13 protein-coding genes are annotated in these 13,425 nt (G+C 64.6%); 6 read left to right on the top strand and 7 right to left on the bottom strand.

Annotation, left to right across the window (positions count from 1 at the left end; translation table 11 throughout):
- Window positions 1–135: 135 nt before the first annotated feature.
- The 5 genes from L6639_RS22330 to hpaR all read right to left on the bottom strand — a co-directional run bounded on the left by L6639_RS22330 (window position 136) and on the right by hpaR (window position 5,307).
- Window positions 136–1,440: a methyl-accepting chemotaxis protein gene (locus L6639_RS22330; protein WP_237863778.1), complete on the bottom strand. Its 1,305-nt coding sequence runs from the start codon at window positions 1,438–1,440 to the stop codon at window positions 136–138.
- Window positions 1,418–1,939, bottom strand: coding sequence for a PAS domain-containing protein (locus tag L6639_RS22325; RefSeq protein ID WP_237863777.1), 522 nt, complete (start codon window positions 1,937–1,939; stop codon window positions 1,418–1,420). Before L6639_RS22325 ends, L6639_RS22330 begins: the two co-directional genes overlap by 23 nt.
- Window positions 1,940–2,110: 171 nt before the next feature.
- Entirely contained in the window at window positions 2,111–3,634 is a 1,524-nt protein-coding gene (locus tag L6639_RS22320; RefSeq protein WP_237863776.1) for a UxaA family hydrolase, read from the bottom strand.
- Window positions 3,635–3,816: 182 nt separating this feature from the next.
- A complete protein-coding gene (locus L6639_RS22315) occupies window positions 3,817–4,593 on the bottom strand; it encodes an HpcH/HpaI aldolase family protein (protein WP_237863775.1) in 777 nt (258 codons plus the stop codon).
- Window positions 4,594–4,788: 195 nt separating this feature from the next.
- Window positions 4,789–5,307 carry a homoprotocatechuate degradation operon regulator HpaR gene (hpaR, locus tag L6639_RS22310; RefSeq protein ID WP_237863774.1) on the bottom strand — a complete coding sequence of 173 codons (519 nt, stop codon included), beginning with the start codon at window positions 5,305–5,307 and terminating at the stop codon, window positions 4,789–4,791.
- A gap of 126 nt (window positions 5,308–5,433) precedes the next feature.
- Between hpaR and hpaH the strand changes: the two genes are divergently transcribed.
- The 6 genes from hpaH (at window position 5,434) to L6639_RS22280 (ending at window position 11,879) form a co-directional block, all read left to right on the top strand.
- Entirely contained in the window at window positions 5,434–6,240 is an 807-nt protein-coding gene (gene hpaH, locus L6639_RS22305; RefSeq protein ID WP_237863773.1) for a 2-oxo-hept-4-ene-1,7-dioate hydratase, read from the top strand.
- Between the two features lie 34 nt (window positions 6,241–6,274).
- Window positions 6,275–6,673: a 5-carboxymethyl-2-hydroxymuconate Delta-isomerase gene (locus tag L6639_RS22300; RefSeq protein WP_237863772.1), complete on the top strand. Its 399-nt coding sequence runs from the start codon at window positions 6,275–6,277 to the stop codon at window positions 6,671–6,673.
- Complete coding sequence (gene hpaE, locus L6639_RS22295) at window positions 6,666–8,204, top strand: 5-carboxymethyl-2-hydroxymuconate semialdehyde dehydrogenase (protein WP_237863771.1); 1,539 nt, start codon at window positions 6,666–6,668, stop codon at window positions 8,202–8,204. The genes L6639_RS22300 and hpaE overlap by 8 nt, the downstream gene beginning before the upstream one ends.
- A 131-nt stretch (window positions 8,205–8,335) precedes the next feature.
- On the top strand, window positions 8,336–9,319 hold the full coding sequence (gene hpaD / locus L6639_RS22290) for a 3,4-dihydroxyphenylacetate 2,3-dioxygenase (protein WP_237863770.1): 984 nt from the start codon (window positions 8,336–8,338) through the stop codon (window positions 9,317–9,319).
- 38 nt (window positions 9,320–9,357) lie between these two features.
- A complete protein-coding gene (locus tag L6639_RS22285) occupies window positions 9,358–10,227 on the top strand; it encodes a fumarylacetoacetate hydrolase family protein (RefSeq protein WP_237863769.1) in 870 nt (289 codons plus the stop codon).
- Between the two features lie 26 nt (window positions 10,228–10,253).
- A complete protein-coding gene (locus L6639_RS22280) occupies window positions 10,254–11,879 on the top strand; it encodes a thiamine pyrophosphate-dependent enzyme (protein ID WP_237863768.1) in 1,626 nt (541 codons plus the stop codon).
- 90 nt (window positions 11,880–11,969) lie between these two features.
- On the opposite strand, the gene alkB is transcribed toward L6639_RS22280, so the two are convergent.
- Both alkB and L6639_RS22270 read right to left on the bottom strand, forming a co-directional pair.
- A complete protein-coding gene (gene alkB / locus L6639_RS22275) occupies window positions 11,970–12,623 on the bottom strand; it encodes a DNA oxidative demethylase AlkB (protein ID WP_237863767.1) in 654 nt (217 codons plus the stop codon).
- 9 nt (window positions 12,624–12,632) lie between these two features.
- The gene (locus tag L6639_RS22270; RefSeq protein ID WP_237863766.1) at window positions 12,633–13,379 is read right to left on the bottom strand and encodes a 2OG-Fe(II) oxygenase; all 747 of its coding nucleotides are present in this window, start codon (window positions 13,377–13,379) and stop codon (window positions 12,633–12,635) included.
- Window positions 13,380–13,425: the final 46 nt, after the last annotated feature.

Genomic DNA, 13,425 nt, shown 5'->3' with positions numbered 1-13,425 from the left:
AGAACACCTGATGTCAATGCGATCAAGCACTAACAACGGGCAGACCGTGCCTAGGAAGTATCCGCCGTCGTCCCGGACAAGCAGGATCCGTAGGGTGGGCAAAGCGAAGCGTGCCCACCCGACGATTCTAAAGCCTTACGCCGCCGAGGTCAGCCGCCGCAGAAACTGCGTCACCTCGCGCCGGAGCGTTCCGACCTCGCCGTGGACGCGCTCGGAGGCGCTGTTGACGCGGGCAGCGACGCGGCCGGTGTCGGCGGCGGCCTCGCTGATGCCTGTGACGTTGGAGGACATCTGCGCGGTACCGGCCGAGGCCTCCTGGACGTTGCGGGCGATCTCGCGGGTGGCAAAGCCCTGCTGCTCGATCGAGGTCGCGATCGAGGCGGTGATGTTGTTAATCTCGGCGATGGTCTGCGCGATCGCCTCGACGGCGGCGACCGAATTGGTGGTGGATTGCTGCATCTCGCCGACCTTGGCGCTGATCTCCTCGGTCGCCTTGGCGGTCTGGTTGGCCAGGCTCTTGACCTCGGACGCGACGACCGCAAAGCCGCGGCCGGCCTCGCCGGCGCGTGCCGCCTCGATGGTGGCGTTAAGCGCGAGGAGATTGGTCTGCGAGGCGATCTCGCTGATCAGCTTGACGACGTCGCCGATCCGCAGCGCCGCGTCCGCCAGGTTTCGGATCTCGCTGCCGGCGCGGTTGGCCTCGGTCACGGCACGGCCGGTGCTTGCGGTCGAGCCGGTGACCTGGCGGCCGATCTCGGCGATCGAGGATGCGAGCTGCTCGGCGGCGCTGGCGACGGTCGCGACGTTGCGCGAGGCCTGGTCGGAGGCGCTGAGCACGCCGGAGGTCTGGCGGCTGGTCTTCTCGGCCGCGGTCGCCATCTGGCCGGCGTCGGATTCGAGATCCGTCGCCGCGCCCATCAGCGTGCCGGCGACGCCGTCGAGATGGGTGCCAAACTGTCTTGCGAGATCGCCGATCTCGACCACGCGGCGGCCGAGGCTGTCAGTGCCCGAATTGATGACGGTGGCCGAGCGGCGAAAGGAGCCGGGCAAACCTCGCGCGAGGATCTTGCGGAAATACTTGCCGCGGCTGGCATAGTCCATCGACGCCGAAGCCTCGCGGACGAAGGCATCGGTGATGTCGAGCATATCGTTGACCGATTTCTGGATCAATCCGATCCGGCCGGCTTGACGATCGCTGAGGATACGCGCTTCGAGATCGCCCTGCGAAGCCTTGCGGCAGACGTCGGCCACCTCATCGACGGCCACCGCCGTGCGACGCTGGCACCAGACCGCGTAGCCGAGCAGCACAATGGTCGCGCCGAGCAATGCCGCAGCGGAAAGTCCGGTCACGCCAAGCAGCGCAAGTGCGAACGCAACGACGGCAAGAATGCATGCGAGCGCGGTCGCTCCCTGCGCCTTAGAGAGAGAGCACAAATTCATCGTAACCGACACCCTGTTGCTTTAGGAGTCCGACCATCGCATCGAAGCTCGCATGCATGCCGTCCTTGGCATTGGCGTGACGCGCCTCTTCGGCGCACAACGTCTTATAGATCGGCTTGATGCGCTCGATCTGGACGGGATCGGGCTTACGACGGTTGGAGTGATAGCCGACGATATTGCCGCGCTCGTCGAACGTCGGCGTGACGTGCGCAAACACCCAGTAATGGCTGCCATCCTTCGCCAGATTGACGACGTAGGCGAATATCTCCTGCTTGGATTGCAGCGTGTCCCACAGCAGCTTGAAGACGGCGCGCGGCATGTCGGGATGACGGATCAGGCTGTGGGGCGCGCCCATCAGCTCCGCGTAGGAATATTTGGCCATGCGAACGAAGACGTCGTTGGCGTAAGTGATGCGGCCTTTCAGATCGGTCTTCGATACGATCAGCTCTTCCTCGCCGAGGAAGCTCTCCACACCAGTCGGCCGTATCGCACGCGTCATCGTTGACGAATCCTGTCGAAGGGCAGCGCCCTCGAAGGAGTCGCCCGCATGACCCAACGAATACGGTGCGAAACGTTAATCTCGGGTGACCGCAGGAATTCCCGCGGTCATATGGCACCTACGTATGATTACGTAGGTGTCGGCATTCTGCAGCGAGGTGCATCAGCACCGTCACATCGTCGCGCCCAGCACCCAGGGCGCGAACTCGGCGCCGCCGAAATCGAAGCTTTCGCTCTTGGTCGGCTGACCCGACGCGGTCTTGAGGATGAGATCGAAGATGCGCTTGCCACACTGCTCGACGCTCTCCTCGCCTTCGAGGATGGTGCCGCAATTGACGTCCATGTCCTCTTCCATGCGCTTGTACATCGGCGTGTTGGTGGCGAGCTTGATCGAGGGTGCCGGCTTGCAGCCGAACACGCTGCCGCGGCCGGTGGTGAAGCAGACGAGGTTGGCGCCGCCGGCCACCTGCCCGGTGGCTGCGACGGGGTCGTAGCCGGGCGTGTCCATGAACACGAAGCCGCGCTTGGTCACCGGCTCCGCGTAGCGCAGCACCTCGACGAGGTTGGTGGTGCCGGCCTTGGCCATCGCGCCGAGCGACTTCTCCAGGATGGTGGTGAGACCGCCGGCCTTGTTGCCGGGGCTCGGATTGGCGTTCATCTCGGCGCCTTCGCGCGTCGTGTATTCGTCCCACCAGCGCATGAGGTCGACCAGCTTCTCACCGACCTCGCGGCTGACCGCGCGGCGGGTCAGCAGATGCTCGGCACCGTAGGTCTCCGGCGTCTCCGAGAGGATCACGGTGCCACCATGGCGGACGACGAGATCGCTGGCCGCGCCCAGCGCAGGATTGGCCGAGACGCCGGAATAGCCGTCCGAGCCGCCACATTGCAGCGCCACGGTCAGTTCGCTCGCCGGCACCGTCTCGCGCTTGACCTTGTTGGCGTCAGCGAGCGCCTCGCGCACGAAAGCGATGCCCGCCTCGACCGTCTTGCGGGTGCCGCCGACCTCCTGGATGTCCATCGCGCGCAGGCGGCCGGCGAGCTTCTGCTCTTCCATCAGGCCGCCGATCTGGTTCACCTCGCAGCCGAGGCCGAGCACGATGACGTGGGAGAAATTGACGTGCCGCGCATAACCGCCGAGCGTGCGGCGGAGCAGCGCCAGCGGCTCGTTCTGCGTCATGCCGCAGCCGGTCTTGTGCGTCAGCGCGACGACGCCGTCGACATTGGGAAACTCGGCCAGCGGATTGTCGCCGGTGAAAGGATTCTTCTTGAAGACGTCGGCGACAAGGCCCGCGACATGGGCGCTGCAATTCACCGAGGTGAGGATGCCGATATAATTGCGCGTGGCGACGCGACCGTCCGGACGGCGGATGCCTTCGAAGGTCGCCGGCAGATCGAAATTCGGCGTCGGCTTGACGTCGGCGCAATAGGCGTAGTCCTTGGCGAAGTCGCCCATGCCGATGTTCTGCACATGCACGTGCTGGCCCGGCGCGATGGCCTGGGTCGCAAAGCCGATGATCTGGCCATAGCGGATGACAGGTTCGCCCACGGCGATCGGCTTGATCGCAACCTTGTGGCCGGAGGGGATGCGCTCGACCGTGGTGACGCCATCGGCCACCACCGTTCCCGGCGGCAGGCTGGCGCGCGCGATCAGCACGCCATCATCGGGATGCAGGCGGATGACGGGGCTGATGGTCATGGAAGTCTCCTCAGGTCTCTTACTCCACCTCTCCCCGTTCTTACGGGGAGAGGTCGGATCGGCACAGCGATCCGGGTGAGGGGCAAGCCGCGCGCTCGATTTGTTAGTTTGGTCACGTATTGAGAGAGGCCCCTCCCCCTAACCCTCGCCCCGTAAAAACGGGGAGAGGGAAAGGAGAGAGCTCAAGCTTTGCCGCCCGACTCCTTGCGGGTAGCGTTGACCTGCATCTTGGCGTAGGTCGTCATCAAGCCGACCTCGTTCGAGAGCGTCACCAGCTTGAAGCCCATGTTGATGGCGCGCGCAGCACCTTCGGCGCCGCTGCAATGGATGCCGGGATTGAGGCCGCGCTTGCCGCACTCCTTGATGATCTTGTCGTAGATTGCGAGGATCTCGGGCTCGGAGCGATCGAGCTTCGGCTCGAGGCCGTAGGAGAAGCCGAGGTCGGACGGGCCGATATAGACGCCGTCGATGCCTTCGACGTCGAGGATCGCTTCCATGTTCTCGACCGCGGTCTTCGTCTCCATCATCGGCAGCAGGATGGTGTCGGCATTTGCGGTCTTCTGGTAGGAGCCCGCGGTGCCGTACATGCCAGCGCGGATCGGGCCGTTGGAGCGGACGCCCTGTGGCGGATATTTCGAATAGGAAACGAGGTTCCTGGCTTCCTGCGCCGTGTTGACCATCGGGCAGATCACGCCATAGGCGCCGCCGTCGAGCACCTTGCCGATGATGCCGGGCTCGTTCCAGGGCACGCGGACCATCGGGACGACCGGGTGCTTGTCCATGGCCTGGAAGCACTGCACCATCGACTGGTAGTCCTGCACGCCATGCTGGATGTCGACGGTGACGCTGTCGAAGCCGCATTGCGCGATCATCTCAGCCGAGAAGCCGGAAGGAATAGCCAGCCACGCGTTGACCACGGCCTTGCCCGACTTCCAGATTTCCTTGACCTTGTTCGCCACGTTGCCTTCCTTCTTTGTTGTTGGGACGCTTCGACCCTGCGGGCGGTGTTCATTATCGCCGCCCGGATATCATCCAGCAAGGCTGGCGTCATCCGCCACGGCCCCGGATTGGGGTGACCGGCTCGCGCGGCACTTTGAGCGAAAAAAAGCGCTGATGTCCACGACAGACGCTGCGCTCTCGCGCATATCTGCTGTTCACTCCTCGGCACTTGCCCCGTCGGCGGCGCCGAGTCCTGCGAGACTCTGTTCCAACTCTCCGAGCATCTCCTGCAACTCGGCAAGCTTTCGCGCGCCGAAGCGCTGCGTGATCTCGGCATAGATCGCTTCCGATGAAGGCGCGACGGAGGCCATCAGCTTCACACCGTCTTTCGAGATCGAGACCATGCTGCGGCGCTGGTCCGACTTCGCCGTCCTGCGCTCGATCAGATTGCGTGCCTCGAGATCGCGCAGGATACGCGACAGGCTTGGCCCCAGGAGGAACGCGGTGCGCGCGAGTTCCGTGACCTCGGCGGCCTCGATGGCGGCGAGCGCGCGCAGGATTCGCCATTGCTGCTCGGTCAGACCGTGCTCGCGCAGCTTGGGGCGAAATTGCCGCATCACCGCCTCGCGTGCCCGCAGCAGCGACATCGGCAGCGAGCGCGAGAAATCGCGCATCGGCACCTGGCGGGCGACGGGTGCATTTCCGTTCGCGGGATCAGGGGGTCTCTTCGCCATATCGCCCTTTCAAAGTCGCCCTTTTCAGACCGCAAAACGTTTGCAGTGCAACAAACCCAATTTCTGTTTGACGCAGTCACTTAACATGTTAAGTATCTCGAGGCACCACGATTTCACAGATCACCCATGGCGCTTTCCAACGACGATATCCAAGCTTGCGCTGACCGTCTGCACCGGGCGGAGAAGACCCGCGTGCAGATCCGGCAACTGTCGCAGGATTTCCCCGGGATCACCATCGCCGATGCCTACGCGATTCAGAAGGCATGGGTCGACATCAAGATCGCCGAGGGACGCCTCGTCAAAGGCCACAAGATCGGCCTGACCTCGAAGGCGATGCAGAGCGCGCTCAACATCGACGAGCCTGATTCCGGCGTGCTGCTGGACGACATGTTCTTTGCCGATGGCGGGACCATTCCGACCGAGCGCTTCATTGCGACGCGCGTCGAGGCCGAGCTTGCCTTCGTCATGAGCAAGCGCCTGTCGGGGCCCGACTGCACGATGTTCGACGTGCTCAACGCCACCGACTTCGTGGTGCCGGCGCTGGAGATCCTGGATACGCGCATCCAGCGGGTCGATCCCACGACCAAGGCGACGCGCAAGATCTACGATACAATTGCGGACAATGCCGCAAATGCCGGCATCGTGCTCGGCGGGCGGCCGATCCGCCCGCTCGATGCCGACCTGCGCTGGATCGGCGCGCTCTGCTTCAGGAACGGCCAGCTCGAGGAGACCGGCCTTGCCGCCGGCGTGCTCAATCATCCCGCAACCGCCGTTGCGTGGCTTGCGAACAAGATCGCGCTGCTCGGCCTTGCGCTGGAGCCCGGCCAGGTCGTGCTGGCCGGCTCCTTCATCCGTCCGATCGAGACCCGCAAGGGCGACACAATTCAAGCCGATTATGGCGCCTACGGCTCGGTCAGCTGCTACTTCGCTTAGAAAGCAATGAGACGACACAGGGAGTGAAACTGCCATGCCGCATTTCACGATCGAATATTCGGCCAATCTCGACAGCCGCCTCGACATCGCGGCGGTGTGCGAAGTCGTGCGCAAGGCAGCCGTCGAGACCGGGATCTTCCCGCTCGGCGGCATCCGCGTTCGCGCTGTCAGGTGCGAACACTATGCGATCGCAGATAGCAGGCACGATTACGGTTTCCTCGACATGGTGCTGCGCATCGGCGAGGGCCGCGACCTGCCGACCCGCAAGAAAGCCGGCGAGCATGTGTTTCAGGCGCTCTCAAAACATCTCGATCCCGTATTCGCCGCCAGCAAGTTCGCTCTGTCGTTCGACATGCAGATCAACGACAAGGACACCAGCTGGAAGCGCAACAACATCCACGACGCCCTGAAAGTGGAGGCCGCCCATGGATAAGCCCACGCCGAAAGCCGATGTGTTTCAGGCCAACCGCGATCGCGTCGCACCGCTGCTGAAAAAGCTGCGCGCCGACGGCGTCGGCCACATGATCGACGGCAAGATCGTGCCGTCCATCTCAGGCGAGACGTTCGAGACCAAGTCGCCGGTCGATGGCGCTGTGCTCGCCAGCGTAGCGCGTGGCAATGCCGAGGATATCGATGCCGCGGCGACCGCCGCTTCCCTCGCCTTCAAGTCCTGGCGCGACATGGGGCCCGCGATGCGGCGCAAGCTGCTGCATCGGGTGGCGGATGCGATCGAGGACAATGCCGAAGATATCGCGGTGCTCGAATGCATCGACACCGGCCAGGCCTATCGATTCATGGCCAAGGCCGCGATCCGCGCCGCCGAGAATTTCCGCTTCTTCGCCGACAAATGCGCCGAGGCGCGCGACGGCCTCAACACGCCGAGCGACGAGCACTGGAATATCTCGACCCGTGTGCCGATCGGCCCGGTCGGCGTGATCACGCCGTGGAACACGCCGTTCATGCTCTCGACCTGGAAGATCGCCCCTGCCCTCGCCGCGGGCTGCACCGTCGTGCACAAGCCGGCGGAGTGGTCGCCGGTGACAGCAGCCATTCTGGCGCGACTAGTCAAGGAAGCCGGCGTGCCCGATGGCGTGCTCAACACCGTCAATGGCTTTGGCGAAGAGGCCGGCAAGGCGCTGACCGAGCATCCCGCCATCAAGGCGATCGGCTTCGTCGGCGAGAGTGCGACGGGATCGGCGATCATGGTTCAGGGCGCGCCGACCCTGAAGCGCGTGCATTTCGAGCTCGGCGGCAAGAACCCTGTCATCGTGTTCGACGATGCCGATCTCGATCGCGCGCTCGATGCCGTCGTGTTCATGATCTACTCGCTCAATGGCGAGCGCTGCACCTCATCGAGCCGCCTGCTTGTCCAGGCGAGCATTGCGGACAAATTCGTGGAGAAGCTGACCGCGCGGGTGAAAGCGCTGAAGGTCGGCCATCCCCTCGATCCCGCCACCGAGATCGGGCCGCTGATCCACGAGCGGCACCTCGCAAAAGTCTGTTCCTATTTCGACGTCGCGCGGCAGGACGGCGCGACGATCGCGGTCGGCGGCAAGGCCTATGACGGACCGGGCGGCGGACATTATGTCGAGCCGACGCTGGTCACAGGCGCGCACGGCAAGATGCGCGTGGCGCAGGAAGAGGTGTTCGGCCCCTTCCTTACCGTGCTGCCGTTCAAGGACGAGAAGGACGCGATCGAGGTCGCCAACGACATCCGTTATGGCCTCACCGGCTATGTCTGGACCAACGACGTCGGCCGCGCTCTGCGCGTCGCCGATGCCCTGGAGGCCGGCATGATCTGGCTGAACTCGGAGAACGTCCGCCATCTGCCGACGCCGTTCGGCGGCATGAAGGCCTCGGGCATCGGCCGCGACGGCGGCGATTACTCGTTCGACTTCTACATGGAAACCAAGCACGTCTCGCTGGCGCGGGGCACGCACAAGATTCAGAAACTGGGAATTTAGGGAAACGGTCATTCCGGGGCGCGCGAAGCGCGAGCCCGGAGTCCATTCATCGACCAACTCTGCTGCACGATGGATTCCGGGCTCGGCTCTGCGAGCCGCCCCGGAATGACAGGAGACCGAGGGGAAACGCAATGCCCGTACCGCAACACATCTTCGAGCCGCCGTTCAACATCATCCGCTCCAGCCACGTCGTGCTCGACGTGACCGATCTGAAGCTGAGCCGCGAGTTCTACGAGACCACGGTCGGCCTGCATGTCGAGGATGCCGACGACAACGTGGTGTACCTGCGCGCCGCCGAGGAACATCAGCATCACTCGCTGGTGCTGCGCAAAGCGGCCGTGCCCGCCTGCAACAGGCTGGGCTTCAAGGTCGGCAATGACGGCGATCTCGACAAGGCCGCAAGATTTCTCTCCGAGAACGGCCTCGCCCATGCCTTTGTCGACCAGCCGTTCCAGGGCCGCACGCTGCAATTCACTGATCCTTTCGGCTTCCAGATCGAGCTCTATGCGTCGATGGACCGCCGGCCGCATCTCTTGCGCCGCTATGATCTCTATCGGGGCTGCCACCCGCAGCGGCTCGACCATTTCAACGTCTTCGCGGCCGAGGTGCAGGACACCGTCGACTTCTATGCGCGGCTCGGCTTCCGTCTCACCGAATATGCCGAGGAGGACGGGCCGAACGGGCGCATCGCCGCGGCCTGGATGCATCGCAAGGGCAATGTCCACGATTTTGCCATCACCAACGGCAAGGGCCCGCGGCTGCATCACTTCGCCTACTGGACGCCGACGGCGATGAACATCATCCATCTCTGCGACGTGATGGCTTCCCAGGGCTTTGTGAAGAACATCGAGCGCGGCCCCGGGCGCCACGGCATCTCGAACGCATTCTTCCTTTATGTCCGGGATCCAGACGGACACCGCCTCGAGCTCTACACCAGCGACTACTTTACGGGCGATCACGACCACGAGCCGCTGCGCTGGTCGTTGCGCGATCCGCGCCGCCAGACGCTGTGGGGCGCACCCGCCCCGCGCTCCTGGTTCGAGCAGGGCTCGCCCTTCACGGGCCAGACCGTGCGCGAGCCGAAATTCGTGGCCGATGTGCTGGTGGCGGATTAATATTCCTCGTCGGGACGACGCAAGACAATGAGCAACCCATGAAGCTGCCTCGCCTCGCCACTTACTCCCTTAAGGGTGAGACCCGCTACGGCGCCGTCCTCGAGGGCGGCATCGTCGATCTCTCCGCGCGCTATGCCAAGGATTATCCGACGCTGCGCGAGGTAATCGCGGCCGGAAAGCTCGTGAGCCTTGCCGAAGAGGCCGCAGGCCGCACGCCGGTTCACGCGCTCGGCGAGATCACATGGCTACCGCCAGTGCCTGCGCCGGAGAAGATCATCTGCATCGGCGTCAACTATCCTGATCGCAACGCGGAGTACAAGGACGGCCAGGAGGCGCCGAAATATCCGAGCATGTTCATGCGGTCGCCCCGCTCCTTCGTCGGCCATGACACGCCGCTGGTGCGTCCGCGCGCCTCCGCGCAGCTCGACTACGAGGGCGAGATCGTGCTGGTGATCGGCAAGCCCGGCCGGCACATCAAGGAGAGCGCTGCGCTCGATCACGTCGCCGCGCTGACGCTCTGCAATGAAGGCTCGGTGCGTGATTGGCTGCGCCACGCCAAATTCAACGTTACGCAAGGCAAGAACTTTGATTCCAGCGGCAGCCTCGGACCGTGGCTCGTGCCGTACACGAAAGAAGCGCAGATCGCCGACATCAGGCTGACCACGCACGTCAATGGCGAGCTGCGGCAAGACGACCGCACCAGCCGGCTGATGTTCCCGTTCCGCTACCTCATCAGCTATATCTCGACCTTCGCGACGCTCGTGCCCGGCGACATCATCGTCACGGGCACGCCGACCGGCGCGGGAGCGCGATTCGATCCGCCGCGATACCTGAAGCCCGGCGATGTCATCGAGGTCGCGGCCGAGGGCATCGGCACTTTGCGCAACGGCGTCGTCGACGAAGCCTGAGACAACAACACGAATGGAATGATGCAATGACCACCCTCACCGGCGGCGAAGCGATCGTAAGCGGGCTCGTCGCCCATGGCGTCGACACCGTGTTCGGCCTGCCCGGCGCGCAGGTCTACGGCCTGTTCGACGCCTTCCATCAGGCCCAGCTCAAGGTGATCGGCGCGCGGCACGAGCAGGCCTGCGGCTATATGGCGTTCGGCTATGCCCGCGCCAGCGGCAGGCCGGGCGTGTTCAGCGTGGTGCCCGGCCCCGGCGTGCTCAACGCCAGCGCGGCGCTGCTCACCGCCTACGGCTGCAACGAGCCGGTGCTGTGCGTCACCGGCCAGGTACCGACGCAGTTTCTCGGCAAGGGCCGCGGCCATCTGCACGAGATGCCGGACCAGCTCGCGACCTTGCGCAGCTATGTGAAATGGGCCGACCGCATCGAACATCCCGGCAATGCGCCGACGACAGTCGCGCGCGCCTTTCAGGAGATGACATCGGGACGGCGCGGTCCCGCCTCGGTGGAAATGCCCTGGGACGTCTTTACGCAGCGCGCCGACACCGCTGCAGCGCAGGTGCTGGAGCCACTGCCTGCGCCGCTCCCGGATCCCGATGCGATCAAGCAGGCCGCAGCGCTCGTCAAGGCCAGCAAGGCGCCGATGATCTTTGTCGGCAGCGGTGCGATCGAGGCACGCGACGAGATCCTCGAGCTCGCGGAGATGATCGACGCGCCCGTGGTTGCCTTCCGCAGCGGCCGCGGCATCGTCTCGAACGCGCATGAGCTCGGCCTCACCATGGCCGCCGCCTACAAGCTGTGGGCCAAGACCGACCTGATGATCGGCATCGGCACACGGCTGGAATTGCCGACGATGTCGCGCTGGCCGTACCAGCCCGACGGGCTCAAGAGCATCCGCATCGACATCGATCCCGTTGAGATGCGGCGCTATCCGTCCACCGCGGCAATCGTCGCCGATGCCAAGACTGCGACCGCAGATCTCGTCGCCGCCGTCAGCAAGGTCGGTTACAGCAAGACCGCCGGACGCCGCGGCGCGATCCGCGAGGCGAGTGCGAGCGCTCAGGCAGAGATCCAGCGCGTCCAGCCGCAGATGGCGTATCTCAACATTTTGCGCGAGGTGCTGCCGGCGAACGCGATCGTCACGGATGAATTGTCCCAGTTCGGCTTCGCCTCCTGGTACGGCTTTCCGATCTACCAGCCGCGCACCTTCATCACGTCAGGCTATCAGGGCACGCTCGGCTCGGGCTTTCCGACCGCGCTCGGGGCGAAGGTCGCCAACCCCGACAAGCCGGTGGTCGCGATCACCGGTGATGGCGGCTTCATGTTCAGCGTGCAGGAGCTCGCCACCGCCGTGCAGTTCAACATCGGCGTGGTGACGCTGGTGTTCAACAACAACGCCTATGGCAATGTCCGCCGCGACCAGCGCGAACGCTTTGACGGCCGCGTGGTCGCATCCGACCTGGTCAATCCTGACTTCGTCAAGCTCGCGGAGTCCTTCGGGGTGGCTTCTGCGCGCGTCACAGCGCCGGACCAGTTCAAGGCGGCGATGGAGAAGGCACTCGCGCATGGCGGGCCCTATTTGATCTCGGTGGAAGTAGCGCGGGATTCGGAAGTCAGCCCGTGGGCGTTCATTCACCCGCCGAAGCCGTAGTTTTGTCATTCCGGGGCGCGCGAAAGCGCGAACCCCGGAATCTTGAGGTTCCGGGTTCGATGCCCGCATCGCCCCGGAAGGACCGCGGCTTCACCGCGTCCGGCGATACGTCAGATTGATCCTGATGCGCCCCAGCAGCGCGTGCTCGCCCTCGGCGAGCGGTGCGACGCCGTGATAGGCGAGCCTGGACGGCCCACCCCACACCACGACGTCGCCATGCACGAGGCGAAAGCGGCGCGGCTTGTCGGCGCGCGCCAGGCCGCCAAACAGGAAGGTCGCGGGCAGGCCGAGCGAAACCGAAACGATCGGCGCAGAGAAATCCAGCTCGTCCTTGTCCTGATGCAGCGACAGCCGCGTGCCGGGCTCGTAGCGGTTGACCAGGCAGGCATCGGGCGCGAAGCCTTTGAAGCCGCCCTGCTCCGCGGCGCGACGGGCGAGATCGCGGAGCACTTGCGGCATCGCCGGCCATTGCGCGCCGGTTTTGGGATCAATGGGATCATAGCGATAGCCGGTATGATCGGTGATCCAGCCACGCTCGCCGCAATTGGTCATCGCCACCGACATCAAATGGCCGCCGGGCGTCGTCATCCGCCGGAACGGCGACTGCGCCACGATGCCGCGCACCGCCTCGATCAGCTCGCTTTCGATCGGCCTGACGAAGCCGCGCAACAGCACGGCGCCGTCCGCGATCTCCTCGCGCGACGGCTGCGCCTCGGCAACGCTGTCGAACAAATCAGCCGTCAACGGCTCCGCTCATTTCGCATCGTGAAAGATCACACCCACCGTGTGGCGCTGGCCGGACCTGATCCGGCTGACGCCATGGCGGAGATTAACGCGGTAGGTGCCGCGTGTCCCCTGCACCGGGCGATGGTGCACAGCAAAGGCAACGGCGTCGCCTTGCATCAGTGGAACCACCTCGGCCCGCGACTGCATGCGCGGCCGCTGCTCGGTCAGCACGAATTCGCCGCCGGTGAAATCGCGCCCCGGTTCGGACAGCAGGATCGCGACCTGGAGCGGGAACACGTGCTCGCCGTAGAGGTCCTGATGCAGGCAGTTGAAATCGCCAGCCTCGTATTGCAGCAGCAGCGGCGTCGGCCGCGCCTGCCCTGCCTCGTGGCAGCGCTTCAGGAACGCGGCGTGGCTTGCGGGATAACGGATGTCGATCCCCATCGCCTCGTTCCATCTGTTGGCGACGCCTTGCAGCTGCCCGTAGAGCGCCGGGCGCAGCTCCGCGATCAGATCTGGCAGCGGATAGGAGAAATATTTGTACTCGCCGCGGCCAAAACCGTGGCGGCCCATGACGATGCGACTGCGGAAGTGCGCATCGTCGGCATAGAGCGCGGCGATGCTGCGGCATTGGCCGGGCGTGAGCAGGTTCCTCAGGACAGCGCAGCCCTGGGTGTCGAGTTCGGTGGTGATGTGGGGCCAGTCGAGGGTTGCGACGTGAGCGGCGAGGTCAGCGGATGGCTTTTGGGGCGATTTGCGTGCTGTTGCTGTCATGGCCAACACTTTCGCAAAGCTAGCTCACCCTCTACCACCCGATTTC

It is taken from the genome of Bradyrhizobium zhengyangense (genome assembly GCF_022012555.1).
Classification (GTDB): domain Bacteria; phylum Pseudomonadota; class Alphaproteobacteria; order Rhizobiales; family Xanthobacteraceae; genus Bradyrhizobium; species Bradyrhizobium zhengyangense.
The sequence above is the reverse complement of the archived record's forward strand: the minus strand, read 5'-3'. Positions and strand labels throughout refer to the sequence as shown.